The sequence below is a fragment of the Pleomorphochaeta caudata genome (assembly GCF_055395745.1).
Window position 1 is genome coordinate 565,569 of sequence record NZ_AP042458.1, and the last position, 23,217, is coordinate 588,785.

At 28.9% G+C, this 23,217-nt stretch carries 22 protein-coding genes; 5 read left to right on the plus strand and 17 right to left on the minus strand.

Going from position 1 to position 23,217, the window contains the following annotated elements; genetic code table 11:
- Positions 1-122 precede the first annotated feature (122 nt).
- The 3 genes from ACZ5RS_RS02595 to ACZ5RS_RS02605 all read left to right on the plus strand — a co-directional run bounded on the left by ACZ5RS_RS02595 (position 123) and on the right by ACZ5RS_RS02605 (position 3,532).
- Positions 123-1,514, plus strand: coding sequence for a uracil-xanthine permease family protein (locus ACZ5RS_RS02595; protein WP_464637321.1), 1,392 nt, complete (start codon positions 123-125; stop codon positions 1,512-1,514).
- Between the two features lie 233 nt (positions 1,515-1,747).
- The gene (gene arcA / locus ACZ5RS_RS02600) at positions 1,748-2,971 is read left to right on the plus strand and encodes an arginine deiminase (protein ID WP_464637322.1); all 1,224 of its coding nucleotides are present in this window, start codon (positions 1,748-1,750) and stop codon (positions 2,969-2,971) included.
- 9 nt (positions 2,972-2,980) lie between these two features.
- A complete protein-coding gene (locus ACZ5RS_RS02605; RefSeq protein ID WP_464637323.1) occupies positions 2,981-3,532 on the plus strand; it encodes an NUDIX hydrolase in 552 nt (183 codons plus the stop codon).
- A gap of 2 nt (positions 3,533-3,534) precedes the next feature.
- On the opposite strand, the gene ACZ5RS_RS02610 is transcribed toward ACZ5RS_RS02605, so the two are convergent.
- The 4 genes from ACZ5RS_RS02610 to ACZ5RS_RS02625 all read right to left on the minus strand — a co-directional run bounded on the left by ACZ5RS_RS02610 (position 3,535) and on the right by ACZ5RS_RS02625 (position 7,336).
- Complete coding sequence (locus ACZ5RS_RS02610) at positions 3,535-4,596, minus strand: sigma-54-dependent transcriptional regulator (RefSeq protein WP_464638927.1); 1,062 nt, start codon at positions 4,594-4,596, stop codon at positions 3,535-3,537.
- 79 nt (positions 4,597-4,675) lie between these two features.
- Positions 4,676-5,143, minus strand: coding sequence for a hypothetical protein (locus tag ACZ5RS_RS02615; protein WP_464637324.1), 468 nt, complete (start codon positions 5,141-5,143; stop codon positions 4,676-4,678).
- A 17-nt stretch (positions 5,144-5,160) separates the two neighbouring features.
- Positions 5,161-6,417, minus strand: coding sequence for a YihY/virulence factor BrkB family protein (locus tag ACZ5RS_RS02620; protein WP_464637325.1), 1,257 nt, complete (start codon positions 6,415-6,417; stop codon positions 5,161-5,163).
- Positions 6,418-6,421: 4 nt separating this feature from the next.
- Positions 6,422-7,336, minus strand: a complete 915-nt coding sequence (locus tag ACZ5RS_RS02625; RefSeq protein ID WP_464637326.1) for an alpha/beta hydrolase — start codon at positions 7,334-7,336, stop codon at positions 6,422-6,424.
- Between the two features lie 110 nt (positions 7,337-7,446).
- Between ACZ5RS_RS02625 and ACZ5RS_RS02630 the strand changes: the two genes are divergently transcribed.
- Positions 7,447-8,085: a YfcE family phosphodiesterase gene (locus tag ACZ5RS_RS02630; protein ID WP_464637327.1), complete on the plus strand. Its 639-nt coding sequence runs from the start codon at positions 7,447-7,449 to the stop codon at positions 8,083-8,085.
- Here ACZ5RS_RS02630 and ACZ5RS_RS02635 read toward each other — a convergent pair.
- Positions 8,068-9,732 carry an aldehyde ferredoxin oxidoreductase N-terminal domain-containing protein gene (locus tag ACZ5RS_RS02635; RefSeq protein WP_464637328.1) on the minus strand — a complete coding sequence of 555 codons (1,665 nt, stop codon included), beginning with the start codon at positions 9,730-9,732 and terminating at the stop codon, positions 8,068-8,070. The two genes, ACZ5RS_RS02630 and ACZ5RS_RS02635, sit on opposite strands and share 18 nt — an antisense overlap.
- Positions 9,733-9,854: 122 nt before the next feature.
- Between ACZ5RS_RS02635 and ACZ5RS_RS02640 the strand changes: the two genes are divergently transcribed.
- Positions 9,855-11,528 carry a uridine kinase family protein gene (locus ACZ5RS_RS02640; protein ID WP_464637329.1) on the plus strand — a complete coding sequence of 558 codons (1,674 nt, stop codon included), beginning with the start codon at positions 9,855-9,857 and terminating at the stop codon, positions 11,526-11,528.
- Between the two features lie 54 nt (positions 11,529-11,582).
- Here the strand turns inward: ACZ5RS_RS02640 and ACZ5RS_RS02645 are convergent, their stop codons facing one another.
- The 12 genes from ACZ5RS_RS02645 to ACZ5RS_RS02700 all read right to left on the minus strand — a co-directional run bounded on the left by ACZ5RS_RS02645 (position 11,583) and on the right by ACZ5RS_RS02700 (position 23,154).
- Positions 11,583-12,191 (minus strand): iron-sulfur cluster assembly scaffold protein, encoded by a 609-nt coding sequence (locus tag ACZ5RS_RS02645; protein WP_464637330.1) that lies wholly within the window; start codon positions 12,189-12,191, stop codon positions 11,583-11,585.
- Positions 12,188-13,348 (minus strand): cysteine desulfurase family protein, encoded by a 1,161-nt coding sequence (locus tag ACZ5RS_RS02650; RefSeq protein ID WP_464637331.1) that lies wholly within the window; start codon positions 13,346-13,348, stop codon positions 12,188-12,190. The genes ACZ5RS_RS02645 and ACZ5RS_RS02650 overlap by 4 nt, the downstream gene beginning before the upstream one ends.
- Positions 13,349-13,416: 68 nt before the next feature.
- A complete protein-coding gene (locus ACZ5RS_RS02655; RefSeq protein ID WP_464637332.1) occupies positions 13,417-13,767 on the minus strand; it encodes a CxxCxxCC domain-containing protein in 351 nt (116 codons plus the stop codon).
- Positions 13,768-14,559 carry a 5'/3'-nucleotidase SurE gene (gene surE, locus ACZ5RS_RS02660; RefSeq protein WP_464637333.1) on the minus strand — a complete coding sequence of 264 codons (792 nt, stop codon included), beginning with the start codon at positions 14,557-14,559 and terminating at the stop codon, positions 13,768-13,770.
- Positions 14,560-14,562: 3 nt separating this feature from the next.
- Complete coding sequence (locus ACZ5RS_RS02665; RefSeq protein WP_464637334.1) at positions 14,563-15,729, minus strand: galactokinase; 1,167 nt, start codon at positions 15,727-15,729, stop codon at positions 14,563-14,565.
- A gap of 109 nt (positions 15,730-15,838) precedes the next feature.
- Entirely contained in the window at positions 15,839-16,042 is a 204-nt protein-coding gene (gene rpmE / locus ACZ5RS_RS02670; RefSeq protein WP_464637335.1) for a 50S ribosomal protein L31, read from the minus strand.
- A gap of 68 nt (positions 16,043-16,110) precedes the next feature.
- The gene (rho, locus tag ACZ5RS_RS02675) at positions 16,111-18,102 is read right to left on the minus strand and encodes a transcription termination factor Rho (protein ID WP_464637336.1); all 1,992 of its coding nucleotides are present in this window, start codon (positions 18,100-18,102) and stop codon (positions 16,111-16,113) included.
- Between the two features lie 210 nt (positions 18,103-18,312).
- A complete protein-coding gene (locus tag ACZ5RS_RS02680) occupies positions 18,313-19,566 on the minus strand; it encodes a nicotinamide-nucleotide amidohydrolase family protein (protein WP_464637337.1) in 1,254 nt (417 codons plus the stop codon).
- A complete protein-coding gene (lnt, locus tag ACZ5RS_RS02685) occupies positions 19,559-21,208 on the minus strand; it encodes an apolipoprotein N-acyltransferase (RefSeq protein ID WP_464637338.1) in 1,650 nt (549 codons plus the stop codon). The genes ACZ5RS_RS02680 and lnt overlap by 8 nt, the downstream gene beginning before the upstream one ends.
- Before the next feature lie 29 nt (positions 21,209-21,237).
- Positions 21,238-21,564, minus strand: a complete 327-nt coding sequence (locus tag ACZ5RS_RS02690; RefSeq protein WP_464637339.1) for an HU family DNA-binding protein — start codon at positions 21,562-21,564, stop codon at positions 21,238-21,240.
- 32 nt (positions 21,565-21,596) lie between these two features.
- Positions 21,597-21,860, minus strand: coding sequence for a 30S ribosomal protein S20 (gene rpsT, locus ACZ5RS_RS02695; RefSeq protein ID WP_464637340.1), 264 nt, complete (start codon positions 21,858-21,860; stop codon positions 21,597-21,599).
- A gap of 202 nt (positions 21,861-22,062) precedes the next feature.
- Positions 22,063-23,154, minus strand: coding sequence for a PSP1 domain-containing protein (locus ACZ5RS_RS02700; RefSeq protein ID WP_464637341.1), 1,092 nt, complete (start codon positions 23,152-23,154; stop codon positions 22,063-22,065).
- Positions 23,155-23,217 lie beyond the last annotated feature (63 nt).

A 23,217-nucleotide genomic window follows, 5' to 3' on the forward strand; every position in this document is an offset into this window, starting at 1 on the left:
TATAATTTTATATATAAAAAATTATTTTCGTTCAATTTTTTTCAATATTTTTTTATCTTTTCCCTTTACATATAAAAAAAATTGCTTTTATACTATCTCGGTATTATTAAGGAGATTTTTATATGGCAAAAGAAATCAATGAGAATGTCTATAAACTAGACGGACCCGTTCCTGTAAAAGAAGCTATACCTTTAGGGCTTCAACACATACTAGCTATGTTTGCAGGAAACTTAACTCCAATTATTATTATTGCTGGTATGTGTGGTATTACAGCTGGAACACCATTACAAATCACAATTATTCAAAATGCAATGATAATTGCTGGAATCGTAACTTTGATTCAAGTATTAGGGGTTGGTCCTGTTGGCGGTAAACTACCAATCGTTATGGGCACAAGTTCAGGTTTCATCGGAGTTGCAAAAAGCATAGTTGCAACTATGGGTGGAGGTGTTGTTGCTTTTGGAGCAATCCTTGGAGCATCATTAATTGGAGGCCTTTTCGAAGGCATTTTAGGATTTTTCTTAAAACCTTTAAGAAGATTTTTCCCCCCAATTGTTACAGGTACAGTAGTTCTATCTATTGGATTATCTTTAATTAGCGTAGGTATTAAATACTATGCTGGTGGTGTTGGCGCAAAGGATTTTGGTTCTTTAGGTAACTTATTCATAGCAACTTTAGTTTTAATTGTAATTGTATATTTTAAGCACCGTTTTGGTGGTTTCGTTAGTGCAACTTCAATTTTAATTGGTATTGTAGTTGGTTATATTGTTGCAGCAATTATGACAGCAACAGTAGCAAATACTTTCATGCTTGATGGTCAAGAAGTTACAAAATCTTGGGTTTTACAATGGCATAAAGTTAATAATGCAGGTTGGTTCTCTATTCCAAAGCTCATGCCTGTAAAATTAGTTTTCGACATAAGAGCAATTATTCCAATGTTAATTATGTTTATTGTTACAGCTGTTGAAACTATCGGTGACGTATCAGGTATTACTCAAGGTGGTCTAAAAAGAGAAGCTACAGATAAAGAATTATCTGGTAGTGTAATGTGTGATGGTCTTGGATCTTCATTAGCATCTATTTTTGGTGTATTACCAAATACTTCATTCTCTCAAAACGTTGGTCTTGTAGGAATGACAGGAATTGTAAATAGATTTGTTATTTTTGTTGGTGGAGTATTCTTACTATGTTGTGGATTCTTCCCTAAACTAGCTGCTATCGTTTCAATCATGCCTAACAGTGTATTAGGTGGTGCTGCAGTAATGATGTTCGCATCTATTGCTGTAAGTGGTATCCAATTAATCACTAAAGAACCAATTACAAATAGAAACGTAACTATTTTAATTGTTTCTCTAGGTCTTGGTTATGGGCTTGGTAGCACAGAAGGAACACTAACTCACCTACCACAAGTTATTCAATTAATCTTTGGTGGTTCAGGAATCGTTCCTGCTGCAATTTTTGCAATTTTATTAAATATTATCTTACCAAAAGATAAGGTTAGAGAAACTGCATAAGCAATAAATTATACAAATTGATACAAAATAGGCTAAGAAAATTCTTAGTCTATTTTTTTTGATGACAAATCCTAAAACTTATCATAAAATATATTCGAAAAGAAATTAAGCAAATTACTTTAATATTGAGACCTAACAAATATTAATCTTAAATTTACTCCTGAAATAAAAATCAGGAGTATTTTATTGTAAAACTATTATATATGGAGTAAATTTAAAAAGTAGGAGCAAACATGATAAATGTTAAATCAGAAACTGGAACATTAAAAAAAGTTTTATTACATAGACCTGGAGTAGAACTTGAACAACTAACACCTGAAGCTCTTGAAACTTTATTATTCGATGATATTCCTTATCTAAAAGTTGCTAAACAAGAACATGACACCTTCTCAAATATTCTAGTAAAAAACGGTGTACAAGTAATTCGTCTTTCAAGATTAATCACAGAAACCTTAGATATTGATTTTGATATAAAGAAAGAATTTATTAAGGAATTAATTAAAGAAAGTTATAATTCTATTGCTCACACTTATGAAAAGGAATTAACTTCATATTTATTAGATTTTGAAAACACACATGATTTAATTCTTTCAATAATGGGTGGGATAAAAGCAAATCAACTTGAAAAAAAAGAAAGAAACCCACTCTCTTCATTATTGAATGATTCAAGAACTAGTTTTGCATTAGATCCAATTCCAAATCTATATTTTACTAGGGATTCTTTTGCTACTATTGGCAATGGTGTTACAATAAACCACATGTATTCAAGGACTAGAAGACGTGAGACTATATTTGGAAAATATATATTTAAATATCATCCAGAATATAATAAAACCCCAATATTTTATACCAATGATATTCCTCATAATATTGAAGGTGGTGATATTTTAAATATTAATGAAAATTTATTATTAATTGGGCTCTCTCAAAGAACTTCCTCAGAAGCTATAGAAAGATTAGCTATTAATTTATTTAAGCATCCACAAAGCAAAGTTAATAAAATTATCGCATTAGATATTCCAAACATAAGAGCATATATGCACTTAGATACAGTTTTCACTCAAGTAGATATTAATAAATTTGTCATTCATCCAAATATTCTTGATAACTTGAGAATCTTTATAATGACACCAAAAGAAAATGGATACCTTAAAGTTGAAGAATATTTTAACGGATTAAAACCTCTATTATCTCAACAGCTAGAAAGAGATGATATTCAGCTTATAAGCTGTGGAGGAAATGATTATATTGCCTCTGCAAGAGAACAATGGAACGATGGCTCAAATACTCTATGTATTGCTCCAGGAAAGGTAATTGTGTATGACAGGAACACTATAACAAATAAAATACTACAAGATTATGGAATTCAAACTTTAGAAATTCCTAGCTCAGAACTATCTAGAGGACGGGGTGGTCCAAGATGCATGAGCATGCCATTAGAAAGAATTGATACTTAGGAGAAACTCATGAAAGATTTAAAATACTGCCCTAATTGTGGTAAAGAAACATTAGAATATATTAATAACAGAAAATGGAGTTGTAGTGAATGTAACTTATCATTATACAATAATGTTGCTGCTGCAGTAGGACTAATTATAATTTTAAAAGATAAAGAAAATAAACAAAAAATTTTATTAATCAAAAGAGGTAAAGATCCTCAAAAAGGAAAACTTGCAGTACCTGGAGGTTTTGTTGATCCAGGCGAAAGTGCTGAAGAAGCGGCGATGAGAGAATGTAAAGAAGAAATTGGATTAACACCAAAAAGCATCAAATATTTAACTAGTGCAACAAACAATTACTCTTATAAAGATATTGATTATATAACCTGTGATATTTTCTTTATTGCTACTTTTGAAACATCAAATTCAGAAATAATTATTAAAAAACTATTTCCTGAAGATGAGAATGAAATTACAGGTTATGAGTTAAAAGATTTAAATATTAAAGAAGATATTAAAAAAATTGACTTAGCATTTAACTCTGCAAAAATAGCTTTAAATAAATACTTTGATAAATAATTTTAATCCTTTAATCTAATTATATTGGAAGGACTAAAAATCCTACTTTTTTCAATAACACTATTTAATTCTCTGACATTGCCCTTCCAATCTCTTTCTTTTAATTTTTTAATAAAGTCTTTTTCTAAGACTCTTTTATCATCTTTTTTACTTAAATAATAAAAGACTAACTCATCAATATCCTCTTTATGTTCATTTAAAGATGGTAATCTAATTTGAAAAGCACTTATTCGATAATAGAAATCTTCTCTAAATTTTTTTATTTTTACCAATTCCTCTATATCTCTATTAGAGGCACAAATTAATCTGAAATTACTCTTTAATATTTCATTATCACCAATCTTTCTATATTCTCCCAATTCAAATACTCTTAATAGCTTTGTTTGACAAGTTATAGATATATTTTCTATCTCATCAAAAAAAAGAGAATTATTATTAGCCTTATCCAATAATCCATCGGTATCTTCATCTGCTCCAGTAAAAGAGCCTTTTCTATGTCCAAAAAGGATTGAATCTGATATATCAGAATTTAATAATGCACAATTGATACTTACAAAATTCTTTTTATTATAAACACTATTGTTATGTATCATATTAGCTGCTAATTCTTTGCCTGTACCACTTTCTCCAATTAACATAATTGGACAATTTTGCTTAGCTAATAAAACTATTTCTTTACGAACATTTTCCATAATCTTACTTGAACCTATTAACGTATTGAATTCTGTTTTTATTATTGAATCATTATTATTCTTCTTAGAAAGAATATAATTAATCTTATTTTCAGTTAAAGGTTTATTAGTAAATAAAAAGCGCCCATTTTCAACAAAATTTGCCTTATTATATTTCAATAAAAAAATAAATTTAGAATTTAAAAATTCAAAAAATAATAAATTAAGATTTATAGATGGAAAAATTAATTCATCGATTATAAAATAATCAATTTCTTGATGTTTATTTATGTATAACTTCAATTTTTCATTTGAAGCTATCATCACACATTTATTTTGAATACTTTTATTAATTATTGTTCGCAAATGACCATCTCTAGATAATAGCAACACATTCAAAATAAAAAACCCCTTACTAATAAACTAGCAAGAGGTCTAATATCTGTAAAGAAAATTGCATTACATAACAACTTTAATTGACAAATAGAGGTTCTAATTCCTCATCACAATCTAAAGTATCCATAAGCAATTCTATAAAAAACATTTTAATACTCATTAAATCAGTTTCACCATTATATACACCAAGATCTTCTTTATCCTCATAAGAATATAAAACAGTATGTATTGGTCCATAATTTGATTTGGTATCATATTCTTCTTGCATATCCTTTAATTTACAACCAAAAGAACTTGATAAAGCTCTCAAATCATCTTTTTCAAGATTAACTGTTAAAATATTATCCCCATTTAATTTTACTATCATTGAATATTCAATCGCTACTAAAGATTCATTACTTATAGTTACAGGATTTCTTAACATAATTAATTCATAATCACCAACTTTATAACATTCGTCTTTTATAATACCAAATTTATCACTTGGAATTGAATGCCAAGTTAAGTTATCTATTTTTTTTAATTCGTCTATATCTAAATACATATAATACTACTCCAAACTTAAATTCTTTCTAAAAGATTTTCTAAATTTAACTTACCTAAAGAAGAAATTCCATGACCATGAATTTGTATAGCTATAGCTTCCCCAGCTGTATCTTTATCTTCATAACTAATCTTATTTAAGCCATATAGACCATCAACAATATCTTTAATATAAATTTCTGACAAGGGTCTTGCTGGTATAAAAGCTGTTTTACCATTATTTGTAGGAGTTAGATAATTCAAGGATACAAAATAATCTAAATAACCATATAACCTTTTATCAGGAATTGCTAAACGTTCATTCATTTCTCTAGTAGTGGTAGTACCTTTTCCTTGTCTAAAATTATCACCAATCAACATAATTATATTTACTCCTTCAGAAATAAATCTTGCAGGAGATTGAGCAAGGCCTTCCACTGGTACTAAATCAGGTCTAAATTGATAAACATAAGAAAGGTTAACCGAGAATAAAAGAATAACCCACAGCATATAAAACCAAACCAAGAATAAGAAAAAGGCCGCAAAAGAACCATAAATAATTGATAAATTAACTACAAAGGTTGATAAATTAAAGAATATATAGTTAGCAAGTAAAACAATGATACTACCTACGGTAGAACCAACTGCTGCTGCTGAAAATTCAACTTTTGTATTTGGTACAAAAAATATTAATAAGAAAATTGCTATCCACAAAATAAAAAATGGTAATAATTGGTTAACAACTTTTGCTGTATCACTAACTGTTTTTAAGCCCATTAATTCAACATATCTCTCACTTAAACGCGATTGAACATTAATAAAAGCAGCTATTAATAAAATTGCAACAATTGAAAAAGAAATAAAGTTCGCAAATCTTTTTATAATATTTCTGTTTACAGCAGTTCTATAGATCCCATTAATAATTATCCATACTCTATTAATCAATAAAATCATTGTAATTAAAAAGGAAACAAGCCCAACAATACCTAAACTAGTTGCATTTTGAGCATAACCAGTAAGTAAATTTATTACATCACTTCCAACATTATAATTTGTAAAATCATTTATCGATGAAATTATAAAGCTTTTAAACGGCGTCAAAACGCCTAGAGCACCAAAGAAAGTAAAGAATACAGTCAAAGCAGGAATCAACGCTGTCAGAGTCGTATATACAAGCCCAGAAGCCGAAACAAAAGATCTATCAGCTAGAAAATGGTTTATAGAAATTCGTCCAATTTGAACTCCGCTATAAACCCGTCTTTTAAATTCACTGGAGGAAGATTTTTTTACTACCATGTTATTATAATTTATCCTTTAACCATAAATAAAGATATTCATAAGTTTTCTCTTTATCTATTTCATTTAAAACCTCATGTCTTGCATTTTCTACTAAATACAAATCAACATTCTCTAATCCTGCTTTTTCATAAAGTTTCTTGACTTTTAATACGCCTTTACCGTAATTACCTACAGGATCTTTACTCCCACTAATTAACAGTATTGGATAATTTTTTTCAATACTTTTCGCTAAATTAATATCATTAGCCTCAAAAACACCAGTTAATAAATCAAAATAGAAAGAATTCGAGCAAACAAAACCACACCAAGGATCTTTTTCATACTTATCAACAACTTCTTTATCTCTGCTTAACCATTGAAATTCTGATCCAGATGGATCAAATTTTTTATTATATGAAGCGAATGTCATGTTATTTAACTTTTTATTTAAAGTATGAGCACCCATTTTTTTTATGCTGTTTTTTGCAATCAACTTTCCAATTTTTCCTTTTAATCCAGGATTAGCACCAGTTCCCATGACAATAGTTCCGCAATACAAATCAGGATTTCTTGCAGTCAAAACTCTTGCTATAAAAGAACCCATAGAATGACCAAATAGAAAAAGTGGTTTATTAGCATTATCTGCCTTAATTTTTAAAGACAATTCTTCTGCATCACTTACAACTTTTTCCCAACCATCTACTTCAGCAAAAAAGCCTAAAACTTCTTTTTCCCCAGTATACCCATGGCCTCTATGATCTTGTGCATATACTTTAAAACCATTATCACACAAAAAGGTTGCAAAATCATTATATCTTGAACTATGTTCTGCCATTCCATGCTGAATATGGAGAACTGCCACGCATTCTTCTTTTGGTTCCCAAACATGATAATAAAGGACGTGAAAATCCTTACAAATTAATTTCTTCCTTTTCATATAAAACTCCTCAAGAAATGCATAAACCTATTTAATGATATTATATTAGACATAATATATTAATGCAAATTAATATTTTCACCTTTATATATCAAAAACTATAAATATATATGTTTCTTGACACAGCAAATTCATCTAGCATATATTTCTTTTATAAGAAAAGAATTTATGTAAAGACTATTACTAAATTCAACAACAAAACTTTCAATAGGATACAATTAAAAATAGTAATTATGGAAAAAATATTTATCTGTTCAGATGTTCATGGCGATTATAATGCTTTCTCAAAATTTATAGAATTAAGTGAAAATAATCCTATTATTATTTGCGGGGATTTAACTCCATATAGTCAAAGCTTTGCTTATTTATTTTCTACATTAAACAATGATTTATTTATTGTGAAAGGGAATTGTGATAATGCATATGATTTTTCTATCTCAAATATTAATATTCCTCCTAGAGTTAGATTAGAAAATTTCTTTAATCGTCAAGTTTTAATTACTCATGGAGATTTAATAAAATATCCTTACCAAAGCCCATATAAATTAGAAGACGGAGATATATTTATTTCTGGACATACTCATGTAGTTAAATTATTTAAAGATAAAAATGCTGTTATTAATTTAAATCCAGGAAGTCTTAGCAGACCTAGAGGTGAATTTGATTCAAGTTATGCTATCTTATACAAAAATAAAATAGAAATTAGAACTCTCTATGATAATAAAGTAATACTAAATTTGAATATTTAATTTTTCTTTCTCATATTCTAAAATTGTAAGATACTTATCTAATTCCCCTGCTATTGATACAATGCTTTCTTTTTTAAAATTACAAATACGATTAGTTAAAAAATATATTGGAATATTACTAATTGAGTATTTACAATTATCTCTACTTTGACATTCAATTGCTCTTCTATGGAAAAAGCTTTCTTTACCAAATTGAATCAATTGTTCTTCACTGATATTATAACCTTCCGATAAAGCGAATAACTTTAATAATATTTTTATAAATTTATTATTTTCTTTTTTATAGCTACCATCAATATTAGCTAAGTAAAGAACATTCTTCCAACTAATTCCTAAAGATTCACAGATTTCTCTATATATTTGTGAATAAAATAATGCTTTTGCGCTATCTTTTTTATTTAATTCTCTAAACATTTCCCAAGGAACAAAAGTATCATCATCTATAGCTACAGCAATAGAAAAAGCATTTAAACCTCTTAAATCTAAAGGTAATAATTCTTTTCCAAAAGAAGTAAAATTATTTTTATCAAATCCATATTTTTCTGCTAAATTACTTACACTTTCATTGATTGAAGAGAAAGATCCTTTTGCACTACTTAAAGCTTCTAAAAGTAAAATTAGTCTATTCAAAAATTTAATATTTTTATCAATCTTTAAATCTATAATACCTTGGTCTTCTGCAAATAAAGCCCAATTTAAAAAAATACTTACTGAGAATGGATCTAGTGCTAAATCTAAACATTTCTCTTGTAAAATCTCAACTTTATTATAATCGTATATTCCAATATTAGCGCCTAAAGCTAAAGCATTTAACCAATCTAATGTACAATCTTTTGTTAACTCGCTACCTAATCCCCAAAGACGAGGATCATACCTGTATTGAAAACTTTCGATTGCGCCCCAACCCAATTCATTTGCAGAATTTAAATAATTCACTTTAGGTTTATTATCAAAATATTTAAATACTTCATCTACGTATCTATCATAATAAGGGGTTCTTATAACTTGTTCATTATTATATATTGCTACACATTTTAAATTTTTTTCACCAAATATTGCTCCAATACCAGCTCTTCCAACATTTTGTGAATCAATATTAATTGATGAATATATTGACCTATTTTCTCCAGAAGCCCCAATAGAAATTAAACTGGCGGCAGTTTCATGTTCTCTCTCAATTTCTCTTGTGGAAAGATTATGAAAAGTTTCACACAAATCAATATTGATTTTATTTCTAAATATTTCTATTTTTGTTAATCGTCTAGCTCTACCCTTTATAACAATTGCACAAAAACCTAAAGAGCTAATAGCTAAAGATAATTTTTTTGAAGAAAAATTATAAGTTACAACAGATTTACTTTCTAAAGAATAAGACATTAATGTTGAACTTGAGGAAAAATTGAAACCCAAATCATTAGAAACACCGAGTGTTATTATAATTGGGGCACCTACATATAAACAGTTTTCATTTATAGTTTCCCAGTTTGCATAATCATCCCAGAGCTTATAAGCTAAAGCTCTTCCTCCATGATATTGCTTTCCAATCTCTTCAGAAATACTAACAAAACTATATTCATCTTTAGTTAAATCAATAACTAATATGTCTCTATTTCTGTATGGATATCCTTTCTCAACATTTTTTTTCATCAGTATTTTTATTATACCTTTTTTTATAATATGCGCAACAATCTAAAAATATAAAATTTTTTACATCAATAGTACACAATTTTTCACTTGCACTTAAAATATAACGTTATAGAATATATAATATGAATATTACAATTAAATTTGAAAAAAAATCAATTATTTCCCAATGTGGAATAACTGTTGAAGACAGTTTAAAGCAACTTGGCTTTGCTTTAGATAACACTTATGAAAACAACCCTATAGTAGCAGCTCAAGTCAATTATGAACTATTACCTTTATCTTATATACTTACATACAATGCAACAATTAAACCTGTTTACTTATTTTCTGATCTTGGGAAAAGAGTTTACAGACATAGCATTTGCTATTTGCTTTGTTATGCTTCTTGGATTTTATTTCCTTCTCGTCAATTAACAATTGGGCATAGTCTTGGAGATGGATATTTCTTTCATTATTCAGATTCCTCAAAGATTGATGAATCTGATATAAATGCTTTATCAGAAAAAATGAAGGAAATTGTTAATAATAATTATCCTATAACTTATCGACAAATAACATTTGAGCATGGACTTGAATATTTTAAAAATAGAGGCGCTCTTGAAACAGTTGATTTAATTAATTATCAACATGAACCTACAATCGCTATTTATCAAATAAATGAATACATGGATAAAAGTTATGAACCTTTAGTAAATAAGACAGGTGTATTAGGATTGTGGCAATTAAGGAAATATGATGAAGATGGAATGTTACTAAGATATCCTAGATCAAGTGATTTCACAGTTCTACAAGATTTTAAAGACAACCCTTTATTATATAAAGTATTTAAAGAATATCGAAAGTGGAATGAAGTATTACACTTCCAATCACTTGGTAAATTAAATATGAACTGTATAAAAAATGAAATTGGAGAATATATAAGATTAGCTGAAACTCTCCAACAAAAAAAGATTTCTAGCATTGCAGATTCTATATGCAATAAGAAATCTACAAAAGTTGTTTTTATTGCGGGTCCATCATCCTCCGGTAAAACCACATTTACCAATAAATTAGGAATTCAGTTAAGGTTATTAGGTAAAAGTCCTATATTAATTTCTTTAGATAATTATTATAGATTGAAAAAAGACATTCCAATAGATGAAAATGGAAAATTAGATTTTGAATGTCTTGAAGCTCTTGATACAGATTTATTTAAACAAAATATTCTTGATTTATTTAATCATAAAGAAATAAATCTACCTTCTTTTAATTTTAAGAAAAACAAAAGAGAGTATTTAGATAAAACTGTAAGCTTAAAAGAAAATACAATTTTTTTAATTGAAGGAATTCATGGATTAAATCCAAAACTAATACCAGATCTTAATCCAAAAGATACTTTTAAAATTTATATATCAGCATTAACACAACTTAATCTTGATGATCATAATAGAATTAGCACAACAGATAATAGAATTTTAAGAAGAATAACTAGAGATAATATGACAAGAGGTATAAGTGCAACTACAACCCTTTCTATGTGGGACAGTGTACAAGCTGGTGAAAATAAACATATTTTCCCATATCAAAATAATGCAGATATTATGCTAAATTCAGCTCTTGAATATGAATTAGGAGCAATAAAACCTTTTGTTGAACCTCTTTTAAAAACTGTTGAACCTTCAAATGAAATGGCTTTTGCTATAGCAAGAAGATTACTTGTATTTTTATCAAGAGTCCATCCAATTTCTGAGGCATTAGTCCCAAAAGATTCTCTTTTAAGAGAATTTATAGGTGGCAGTGAATTTAATGTCACTTAAAACTAAAAAAGGTATGCTCTATTGAACATACCTTTTTATATTTTTATTAATTATTTATTTACCATAAATATGTTTATATTCATCAAATAAGTCTTTTACCTTATCTTTACATTTACCACAAGTAGTTCCATATTTTGTTATTTCTTGAAGTTCTTCTAAAGTATTAACTTTATCATTTTTTACCAATTCTTCAATTGTTTGATCTGTTACATTATTACATTCACAAACAACAACAGCTACTTTATGTTTATAATTATTAGGTAAGTTATTCTTCTCTAAATAGTCATCAATTGCAGCTCTTAAAGCTTTATCACCTAATACTGAACAGTGGAATTTATGTTCAGGAAGACCGCCTAAGGCATCAGTAATCATTTTAGGAGTTACATGATATGCATCTTCTAAAGTCATTCCTTTAACTAATTCACTCATTGCAGAAGTACTAGCTATTGCTGAAGCACAACCATAAGTTAACCATCTAATATCTTTAATTTTATCATTTTCAACTTTGATTCCAACTCTCATCTGATCTCCACATGCCATTGAACCAACTTCACCGACACCATCAGCTTCAAAGTTTTCTTCTTTTCTCCAAATATTTTTTGGATTCATAAAATGATCTTTAACTACATCTGTATATACCCATTGTTCTAAAAAACTACTCATCTTGTACTCATCTCCCTAATTCTTTTAATAATCGGTGGCAATTTTTCTAATACATAATTTACATCATCCATAGAATTATATCTGCCAAAACTAAATCTAATCGATCCATGAGCTATTTCTATATCTAATCCACCTGCTAATAATACATATGAAGGCTCTAAACTACCTGTAGCACAAGCAGAACCTGTTGAAACAGCTATTCCTTCCATATCTAAATACAATAAGATGGACTCACCTTCTGCCCTTGGAAAAGAAACATTTAATGTTCCGGGTAAACAATGTTCTTGATTTCCATTGATTACAACATCATCTATTCTTTCTAAAATGCCTTTTCTTAAAGCTTCTCTCATTTTCCATAATTTTTCACGTTCTACAGCAATATCTCTTTTTGCTATAGCACAAGCTTTACCTAAACCAATGATACTAAAGTTATTATAAGTACCAGGTCTAAAGCCTTGTTCTTGGTGACCACCATGCATCAAATTAAATATAGGAGCTTTTTTTCTAACTGCAAGAACACCAACACCTTTTGGTCCATAGAATTTATGTCCTGATAAACTTAAATAATCAATTTTTAGATCTTTCATTGAGATATCAATTTTACCAATTGATTGTGTGGCATCACAATGCAATAGAGCACCAACTTCATGAGTTAATTTTGATACTTCTTCGATGGGCTGAATTGTTCCAGTCTCATTGTTTGCACTCATAACGCTAACAAGTACAACATCTTTATCTAACTTACTTTTTAAATCATCTAAATCAAGTAAACCAGTCTTATCAACTTTTACTAAATCAATTACATATCCTTTAGTTTTTAGATATTTTACTGTTTCTATAATTGCAGGATGTTCAATTGTAGTAGTTACAATTCTTTTTCTATTTTCACTTTTATCTACCAAGTTAGCAGCTATATTAAATACAATATTATTTGATTCAGTAGCGCCACTTGTAAAATATATTTCTTCTTTTTGTGATCCAATCAAATCAGCAACTTGACCTCTAGCTTTTGAAATTGCCATAGCAGCAGCTCTTCCAAAGCCATGCATGCTTGAAGCATTGCCGAATAATTGTTGAGAGTCACTCATAACCTGCCAAACCTCAGGAGCAACCTGTGTGGTGGCATTGTTATCTAGATAAACAAATCTGTTATCCATAATTTCACCTCTAGTTATAATATACAAAAATATTACATAAAGTCCAAATTCGCACTTATGTAACTTTATCAATTAAAATATTGATAAAGAGAATCATTTGCATCATCATCACTAGTTGGTTGTTTACTATGAATTAATCTTAACATTCTTATTGAAGAGAATCTAATACCTTTTAATCTTGCCCATTCAACATATCCACAAGTTGGAGGTAAATAGGGAGCAAACATAGCTTTTGCAAGTGTTACTTTTTTACATCTAACACTATCAATAAAGCGTTTTGCATATATTTTACAGGTTTTAGTTTTTATATCGAAATTTTCACAATATGAATCTAAATCAACAACTAAAGTATCATCTATTACTACTTTTTCATGACAGCAAAGGCCACACTTCTTACAATGGGATTCCCAACTTTGCATTTAGGCCTCCCTTTCAAGAGCTAATAAATTCTTTTGTAAAGAAGAAACCGCTGGTAAAACCTCTAATATTGATACAGAAATTATGTTTTTACTTATTAACTCAAAATCAGTTACTGATTTATAATCTTGATTAACTAATATTGGAGAATCGGCCATAGAATTAAGACCTAAAGTAATAGCATTTGAAGGAGAGTTCTTTATATCGTTTAAATCCCCATTTGTAACTTCTGCTGCGTCTCTATAATCTAAAAGTCCTAAACTACCAGTTTTCCAATTCCCTTGCATATTATGAGGAACATTTATGTTAATAATTGAATTTGTAGTACATAATGGATAGAAAACATCTAAATGCTCAGCTAAAAATATTGCAGCATTTTCAAAATTATATGATTCATTATTTTTTGGAGGTTCTAAAGATATTGCAATAGCCTTTACTCCAATCATTACAGCTTCTCTAGCCGCACTAACTGTTCCAGAATAAAGAATATCACTAGATACATTTAAACCATGATTAATACCACTTATTACTAAATCAAATTCATTAACATCAAATAGACCACCTCTGAAACTGAATAACAGACAATCAGCTGGAGTCCCTGAACAATGATAATGATCTTTTGCATATGAAGAAATATTTATTGAATCTCTTAAACTAACTGAATGAGATGAAGCACTACGTTGATTAGAAGGCGCACAAACACTAACCTTATGACCATAAGATTTTAATACTTGCTCTAAAATAATTATACCTTCACTATTGTAACCATCGTCATTAGTTAATAATATTCTCATCAATTATTTTATAAACAATACTTCTGCGCTTTTTGTTGGGTTGAAATCTTTCCAAGTAGGTTCAAAGCCAAAAATATGTCCGTATTCCTCCATCTTTTCTTGATAGTCGTTAAGAGCATTTTCATCAACCAATAGCATTATTGAGCCACTATTGCCATCAAAAACTACGTGAGCTCCTTTACAGCCATCAATTTCGATTGCTCTTTTTACTAGCCAATCAATTTCAGGACAGGTTATCTCAAGTTTGTCTCTCAAGTCAACCTCTGCTCTATTCATACCCCTACCATATAGTACAGCTTGATTTTGTTCAAGCATATTCTTAGCCTCTAGAGCAAATCTAGATTCGCGTAAGGTAAAAACACAAATATTTCTGTATTTTTCTTCAATAGGAATAATTCTAGATGCGACATCTTTTTCTGGAATATCTCTTCTTGGAATATCTTTATAATGTAAATGAAGTTTATCTAAAGCAATTTGAGTTAATTTATGTGCATAAACATTCTCATCTCTCATAGCTTGAGGAGGAATTTTACTATCAATAATTACAGTCCAATATTTTGAAAGACCTCTTACAAATGGAAAATTTACAAATTGATAAGTACTATGCTGATGATCAAAAAATACTACTTTATTTTCCTGACCATTTAATAAAGTCATTAAATCACCAATTCTACAAGTTTCATTATTAAATGAAGTATTTGCTTGATGAACAACCCTAACTATATCTTGTTGATTTAATTCTAATTTGAATAATTCATTTAAAGCTAAACAAGTGGCTAATGCTAAACTAGTGCTTAAAGAAGTATTATCACTATTTAACCCATCACCATCTAATGTTACATTCATGCCAACAAAAGAATGTCCTTCTTTTATCAAAACTGCAACAACTGCTTTAACATAATTAGCCCAACGATCTTCTTTTCTAAATCTTAGGGCATTTATTGCAAAACGTTTTCTATCACTTCCGTCTGCTTTATATACTTTTATTAAATTATCTTTACGTTTAGAAATGGCTATTGTAACAGAATTAATGCCACAACACAAAATTGAATAACCCTGACAGGCATCCGCAAAGGCACCAAATAGAGTACAAACAATTGGAGCTTTTGCTATTACTTGAGGATCTATTTTTTCAAAAAATTTTTTATGTTTAGCAATAATATTATTCATAAATGGCCCTTTATCTTAGTTTAAGCTATCTATTGCTATATTGCAACAAAAAAAAATATTTGAAAATTTTAAAAAAAACCACTGAGAAAACTCAGTGGCATGATGATATTTATTTTGAAATACCATATCTCTTTTTAAAGCGTTCTACACGACCAGTTGTATCAACTAGTTTTTGGTTACCAGTGTAGAAAGGGTGACAAGCAGAACAAATTTCTACTTCTAAATTATTTGAGGTAGTTTTAGTCTTAAAAACATTACCACAAGAACAATGAATTTCTTTTAATTCATATTTTGGATGAATATTATCTTTCATAAGATGCCTCCACTTATATATCAATTTGCTGATACGAATTAATCTTGACAGCAAACAAATTTCTTTTTCTATTTTGCAATAGCAGTATTAATTGATTTAAAGAACGCTTCATTATTCTTTGCTTTTAACATTTTGTCAATAAGGAAAGGGGTCTGATCGACCTCATCCATATCATTTATTGCATTTCTTATAATCCAAATACGTGCTGCTTCATCATTAGGTATCAATAAATCATCTCTTCGTGTACCAGATTTCTTTAAGTTTATTGCTGGGAATATTCTTCTATCTGATAAACGACGGTCTAAAACAATTTCATTATTACCAGTACCTTTGAATTCTTCAAAAATAACTTCGTCCATACGAGAACCTGTCTCAATTAAAGCTGTTGCAACAATTGTTAAGCTTCCGCCACCTTCCATATTTCTAGCAGCACCAAAGAATCTTTTTGGTTTATGTAGTGCATTAGAATCAACACCACCACTTAAAATCTTACCACTAGCTGGAACTGTTTGGTTATATGCTCTAGCTAAACGAGTTATTGAATCCAATAAAATAACTACATCTTTTCCAGCTTCAACCATACGCTTAGCTTTTTCAATAGCCATTTCAGCAACTTGAACGTGTCTAGTAGCTTGTTCATCGAAAGTTGATGCTATTACTTCACCTCTAACATTATCTTTCATATCTGTAACTTCTTCTGGACGTTCATCAACTAAAAGAACCATTAAAACAATTTCAGGATAATTTTCACTTATGGCATTTGCAATTTTTTGCATTAAAACAGTTTTACCTGTTCTAGGAGGTGCAACGATTAAAGAACGTTGACCTTTACCAATAGGACAGAACATATCAATTAATCTTGTAGATACATCTTCACTACTATTTTCAAGTCTCATTCTCTCATCAGGGAATCTAGGAGTTAAGCTATCAAATGATGGTCTTGTTTTTGCTTTTATAACATCATCATTGTTAATTTGTAAAACTTTGTGTAAACCATAGAATCTCTCTGAATCTCTTGGAGTTTTTACTTGACCTAAAACTAAATCACCTGTTTTTAGAGAATTGTGTCTAATAATATTGGCAGAAACATAAATATCTTCAGGTCCAGAAATATAACTATTTCTACTACTTCTTAAAAATCCATAGCCATCAGGTAAAACTTCTAATGTACCTTCTACAATTAAAGCACCACCTTTTGCACAATGAGATCTTAAAACTTCAGTAACAATTTCTTGTCTCTTATAATCATAAATATTATCTTTATTTAATCCAAGTTCGATACCTTTTTCTCTTAAAACATCAAAACTCATATAATATAAATCATTTACAACTAATCTATCTGCATCAGGATTTTCATCGAGATTAACTTCTTCAATTCTTTCCTCATGATATTTTTTATTATTTTTGTTTCTATTATTTCTATTGTTGTTATTATTATTTGTTCTTCTAGTGTTATTGCGATTATTATTATTGTTATTATTTCTTCTAGAATTTTGTGAATTATCTTTTTGAGGTTTTTCTTCATTATTGTTTGAAGAAGATTTAGAATCCTCAGATTTATCTGTTTTGTTATCATCAGTTAAAGAATTTTTACTTTGAGAAACTTCTTTTTCTACTGATTTTGATTCGCTTTCAGCCTTATCTTTTGTTTCAATTGTTTTTTTAGTTCTTTTTCTTGTAGTTTTCTTAGCTACAGGTTTCTTTTCTTCTACTGTTTCTTTACTTGATGATTTTTTTTCTTCTTTCACTTCATTATCATCAACTTTTTTTACAACTTTCTTTTTTGCAACTTTTTCTACAGGCTCTGGGGTGTCAAGCGCTAGCTCTAATTGATCAGTTGCATCATCTTTTTTTGCTGCAGTCTTTGTTGTTTTTCTTTTTCTAGTTGTTTTCTTAGGTGTAACAGTTTCTTTTTCTTCAGATTTTTCACTATCTGTCTCGTTTTCTAAAGGTTTTTTTGCTGTAGTTTTTCTTACGCGTTTTTTAACAACGACTTTAACACTTTTTTTACCTTCAGAAGCAAGGTCTTTTTCAGCATCTTGCTTTACTTCTTCAGCCATATAATCAAGCTCCGTTTTATATATAGATTTTGACAATTTATTTAGAGATACAAAGCAACAAATTAGGAAGACCCTAATTTTCTTTACATCAATTTTTTATGAATTATATTATTTTTATTTAAACTGGAAATCTTTAAATTGTTTTTTTGTTTTAAGATCATAGCCTATGAATTCAATATTTTTATACAAAGTACATAAGCATTTGATAAGTTAAATATATTCCCACCCGTTAATAATGTCAAGCAAACTATACTCATTTAAATATAAACAGGTTAATAAAAATGCTGCAACAGCTGCTCTATTTCTTATACTGAATCTAGTTTTTACTGAAAAATTCAATTTTACGGCTTGTGATTTAGCATTTTTACTACTAAACCCAAACCAAACAGTACCTACAGGTTTTTCTGGTGTACCACCGGTTGGGCCGGCTATTCCTGAAATTGAAAATGCGACATCTGTATCTAATAAACTTAAAGTATTCTCAGCCATTTCTATTACAGTTTCTTTTGATACAGCACCATACTTTTCTAAAGTATCAGCTTTTACATTTAATACTTTATTTTTAATTTTATTGGAATAAGAGACTACCCCGCCTTCAAAGAAAGAGGAACTTCCACCATTATCTGTTAATAGTTTTGCGCATAATCCACCAGTACAACTTTCTGCACAACTAATAGTTAAATTATTTTCTTTTAAAATATTTATTAACATATTTAATGCAGTTTCATTTCCATCTACTACTAATTCTTTTCCAATTAATTTTCTCAAACTTTCAATAAAATTAGCAGAATCATTTCCTGTTACAAATAAACTAATTCTATCATCTTGGAAACGAGTTCCCCAGCTTATATCTTTTTTTGCAAGAGAAGAACAAGCTTCTTCTAATTTGCTTTCACAAATTAAAAAAGTAGATAATTCAACACTTTGTTTTTCACTGTAACCTACATAATTTTTTAAATATGGTAATACTTGATCAAAAAACATTGGTTTTAATTCTCTAGGAGGGCCAGGCATACTTACTATCAAAGGGTTTCTATTTGATTTTTTAATATTTCCATAAAAACCTGCAGCAGTTCCATTAGGATTTCTTAAAACAGAAAATCCGTCTGGAATATATACTTGTGAATAATTAGCACCATGAATACGATCTTGAACTCTCTTATATAAATCATCATAAGCTTCTTTGTTCTTAACTAGATTTACGTTAGCAACTTTTGCTATTGCACTTCTAGTTAAATCATCACTTGTTGGCCCTAAGCCTCCAGTTACAATTATTAAATCATTATCATCTAACCAAGATTCTAAAACTTTTTCTATTGATCCATCATCATTTACAATGATTATTTGATTTACACTAATATTTAATTTATATAATTCTTGAGATATTAATTGTGAATGTTTATCCCCAATAATACCTTTTGTTAATTCAGATCCAATTATACAGATAGATGCTGTTTTATTCATTTTTCCCTCTATTTTTTATTAATAAAGCAATTCCAAAGATTAGTAAAACTAATGAAATATACACAGAGATTTGTGCAAATAGATTAGGATGTAATGTAAAGAATGTACTACCGTTTGCTTCAGTAGTATAAACTGGAACTTCATAAATTTTCCAACCTGGGTGGAATGGTTCCATAGGATCTATCATTCTTCCTACAGTATCTATTCTACATGTTATACCACTATTAGTACTTCTAATAGTAGATTTACGATTTTCAATTGATCTAAATACACCAATAGCGGCATGTTGCATTTCACTAGTAACAGAATCAGCCCAACCATCATTAGTCATATTTACAAGTACATTTGCACCATTTTTAACAAAATCAGCTGAAATTTCTCCAAAAACATCTTCGAAACAAATTGGAGTTGAGAAGGTTATTCCTCTATCAGCTGTAAATACAACAGGATCATCGCCTTTTTCCCACCAATGATAATCATTAGCTTCTAAAAGGGCATATAAATGAGGCATTTGCTTTTGATAAGGGAAATGCTCAGTAAAAGGTACTAAATGTTGTTTTCTATAAGTATTTTGAATCTTCCCATTGCTAAAATATATAACAGTATTATAGTCTTTTCTATTCCACTCACCATTATCTAATATAGCTGGTTTAGTTACATCATCAATTACACCTTCTGGATTTCCAGTTAATAAAGGAACATTTAATTCATATCCAAAATTTACAAATTCATCAACTAATTTACTTGTTTCTTCATCACTAGGATATTTTTCATGCCATGCAACACTTGGAACAAAAGCGGTTTCACTCCAAATAACAATATCTGGATTTTCTCTTAATGATTCTAAAGAATATAATCTTAAGTTATTAAAATTACGCTTATAAGTTAAATATCCACCTTCCCAAGTATCAGAACTATGTTGAACACTAGCAACTCTCCAATAATCTTGAGGCTCAGTATTATCCCACTTATGCATAGATACAAAACCAAATATTAGAATTGCAACAAACAATGCACAATAAATGATTAAATCAATAAAATATTCTTTTATAAAAGACTTAAAAGGCTTTGCTTTATTTAGTATATAATCCCCTAAATAAATCCCAAATAAAATTTGAGGGAGAACCATAACAAAGTTAATTCCCCAAACACCAGTAATTGATGCAATTTGTATGAAAGGTATAAATTTATATGGAGCATAACCAATAATGCCATAAGGATAGCCTGCGAACCAATTTTGAGAAACATAAGTATATGCTACATATAAAATAGCATTAATAATATAGCCTCGTTTTTTGAATGCAGAATCTATTAATTTAAACAAAGGAAAAGCTACTAATAACTCCCCACCTTTGATGATAGGTACTATTAATATAGCTAGTGGATGAAAGGCTTTTAACCAATAATTAAAAATCAAATAAAACACAAAACCATATAAAAAACCATATATTGGAGTTAAATACCATTTTGTATTATGAATTACCGCAAACATTGGAATTAATCCAACAAAAGCAAAAATCCAAAATCCATGAATATTAATAAAGCTTGGAAAAGCAATTGCAAAAATAAATGCAGATATAATTAAAAACAAAACCTCAGTCATTACTGTCCTGAGGCTTCTTCTAGAGTCTAATTTAAACAATTGATGTTCTCCTTAATAGGAAAAAAGGGTTAACCACGAAGGTCCCATACTCTTTCTTTTAGCTCTCGACCAGGTCTAAAGAAAGCAACTCCATGAGTATCAACGGTTACAGGAGCACCAGTTTTAGGATTGTGTGCACGATCTCTTTGTTTTCTTGTATGAACTTCAAAAGTTCCAAATCCCCTGAGTTCGATAATTTGGTCACGTTTTAAACCATCTTTCACTTCTTCAAAGAACTCATCGATAAGCATATGAATTTCTGTTTTTGTAATTGCTGTATCTTCGTAACGTTCTTTTAATTTAGCGTATAAATTATCGATTATTATAGACTTAGTTAATTTCTTGGAATCAGCCATGAAAAATGCTCCTTAACAATTATATATTTTTATTAGTTTAATTTAGCTAAAGCTGCATAAATTCTAGATTTTTTACGACTAGAAGTGTTTCTGTGTAATACACCCTTACTAGTTGCAGAATCTAATAATTTAAAACTTTCTTTCATTGCTACTTCAGCAGCAGCTTTATCACCAGCTAAAACACATTTTTCAAAATCTTTTATTGCTGAACGAACTTCGCTTTTGATAGCACGATTTCTCATGCGGCGACTCTTATTTTGTCTTTCTCTTTTTTTTGCAGAATTGTTGTTAGACACGTAATACCTCCGAAATATTACTAATAACTTTTTTATTATTTTCTTATCATTTATATATTTAAATGAGTTGGTCAAATACCAACAAGTATTTAAAATATCACAACTATATAAGTTGGGTCAATACAAATCTTAGTATTAAGTTATAAATAATTTAATTACCTATAAAATTATGCATTTTTTTTACCTATCAGTAATTACTTAATCAATCATCAATTAATTGTTTCATATATTCTTTATCAACTACCCAATATTTACTTTCATTATTATACTTTGTTTTAGTTGCATCAATACTAATCATACGTCCATCAATAGCAACTAATAAAATTTTCTTTGAAATTACATTAACTTCAGCGACCTTCATTAACTCTCTTCCAATTTTAATTTTATTGCCTTCTTGAGGATATTTTAATTTTTCTTCAACATAAAAATCTTGTTCATAAGCTAAGCAGCATAATAGTCTTCCACAAGGCCCTGAAATCTTCATTGAATTTAGTGATAAATTTTGTTCTTTAGCCATTTTTATTGATACAGGTTGTAATTTATCAGTGATACCATGACAGCAATAATCTCTACCACATACAGCTAAACCACCTAGAACTCTACTTTCGTCACGAACTCCAATTTGTCTTAATTCAATTCTAATTCTAAAGACACTAACTAAATCTTTTACTAATTCTCTAAAATCAACTCTTGCTTCAGAAGTAAAGAAGAACACAACTTTAGGTTCAACTAATAAAAAGTGAGCAGTTACCAATTTCATATCCAAATTATGTTTTTGAATTTTTTCTCTACAAAGAGTTAAAGCATCAACTTCCCTTTTACATAACTCTTCATATCTTTCTAAATCTTTTTTTGTAGCTACTCTATCTAGCCAGGTTATATCTTTTTTTATTAAAACCTTATCTTTATTACAATGTTTACAACTGTTATCTAAATTGTCATAGTTTCTATAAAGAAAGACTTCATTTTCATCATCATTCTCTATCTCAATAGGTTCACCTTCCGCTACTAAGTCGCTATTATCTTCAACATCTTCAGCTTCTAAACAAGCTCCGCATGGAGAAGAATTTCCACAACAATAAGGAGCTCCAAGCTTTGAAGCATCGCCAACAACTTCTCCAAGATCTAATCCATATCTAGTTTCAAAAATAACTTTTTGACCTTTAACTAAAGAACTATCCCAAGCACATAATGCTACTTCATTTGAAGCTGGATTTTTTATCAAATATACATATCCATATTCAGGATGGTCTGTATTTATATTTTCTATATTATTATTTTTATTTTTTTTCATAAAGTTCCTATTTTCGTAACTTAGTATAAAATTACACTACAAATCAAATTACCATGAGAAGAA

Bases quoted from the DNA above. Each gene is read 5' to 3' on its own strand.
- ACZ5RS_RS02595 (WP_464637321.1), top strand. From the start codon at position 123: ATGGCAAAAGAAATCAATGAGAATGTCTATAAACTAGACGGACCCGTT.
- arcA (WP_464637322.1), top strand. From the start codon at position 1,748: ATGATAAATGTTAAATCAGAAACTGGAACATTAAAAAAAGTTTTATTA.
- ACZ5RS_RS02605 (WP_464637323.1), top strand. From the start codon at position 2,981: ATGAAAGATTTAAAATACTGCCCTAATTGTGGTAAAGAAACATTAGAA.
- ACZ5RS_RS02615 (WP_464637324.1), bottom strand. From the start codon at position 5,143: ATGTATTTAGATATAGACGAATTAAAAAAAATAGATAACTTAACTTGG.
- ACZ5RS_RS02620 (WP_464637325.1), bottom strand. From the start codon at position 6,417: ATGGTAGTAAAAAAATCTTCCTCCAGTGAATTTAAAAGACGGGTTTAT.
- ACZ5RS_RS02625 (WP_464637326.1), bottom strand. From the start codon at position 7,336: ATGAAAAGGAAGAAATTAATTTGTAAGGATTTTCACGTCCTTTATTAT.
- ACZ5RS_RS02630 (WP_464637327.1), top strand. From the start codon at position 7,447: ATGTTTCTTGACACAGCAAATTCATCTAGCATATATTTCTTTTATAAG.
- ACZ5RS_RS02635 (WP_464637328.1), bottom strand. From the start codon at position 9,732: ATGAAAAAAAATGTTGAGAAAGGATATCCATACAGAAATAGAGACATA.
- ACZ5RS_RS02640 (WP_464637329.1), top strand. From the start codon at position 9,855: ATGAATATTACAATTAAATTTGAAAAAAAATCAATTATTTCCCAATGT.
- ACZ5RS_RS02645 (WP_464637330.1), bottom strand. From the start codon at position 12,191: ATGAGTAGTTTTTTAGAACAATGGGTATATACAGATGTAGTTAAAGAT.
- ACZ5RS_RS02650 (WP_464637331.1), bottom strand. From the start codon at position 13,348: ATGGATAACAGATTTGTTTATCTAGATAACAATGCCACCACACAGGTT.
- ACZ5RS_RS02655 (WP_464637332.1), bottom strand. From the start codon at position 13,767: ATGCAAAGTTGGGAATCCCATTGTAAGAAGTGTGGCCTTTGCTGTCAT.
- surE (WP_464637333.1), bottom strand. From the start codon at position 14,559: ATGAGAATATTATTAACTAATGACGATGGTTACAATAGTGAAGGTATA.
- ACZ5RS_RS02665 (WP_464637334.1), bottom strand. From the start codon at position 15,729: ATGAATAATATTATTGCTAAACATAAAAAATTTTTTGAAAAAATAGAT.
- rpmE (WP_464637335.1), bottom strand. From the start codon at position 16,042: ATGAAAGATAATATTCATCCAAAATATGAATTAAAAGAAATTCATTGT.
- rho (WP_464637336.1), bottom strand. From the start codon at position 18,102: ATGGCTGAAGAAGTAAAGCAAGATGCTGAAAAAGACCTTGCTTCTGAA.
- ACZ5RS_RS02680 (WP_464637337.1), bottom strand. From the start codon at position 19,566: ATGAATAAAACAGCATCTATCTGTATAATTGGATCTGAATTAACAAAA.
- ACZ5RS_RS02690 (WP_464637339.1), bottom strand. From the start codon at position 21,564: ATGGCTGATTCCAAGAAATTAACTAAGTCTATAATAATCGATAATTTA.
- ACZ5RS_RS02700 (WP_464637341.1), bottom strand. From the start codon at position 23,154: ATGAAAAAAAATAAAAATAATAATATAGAAAATATAAATACAGACCAT.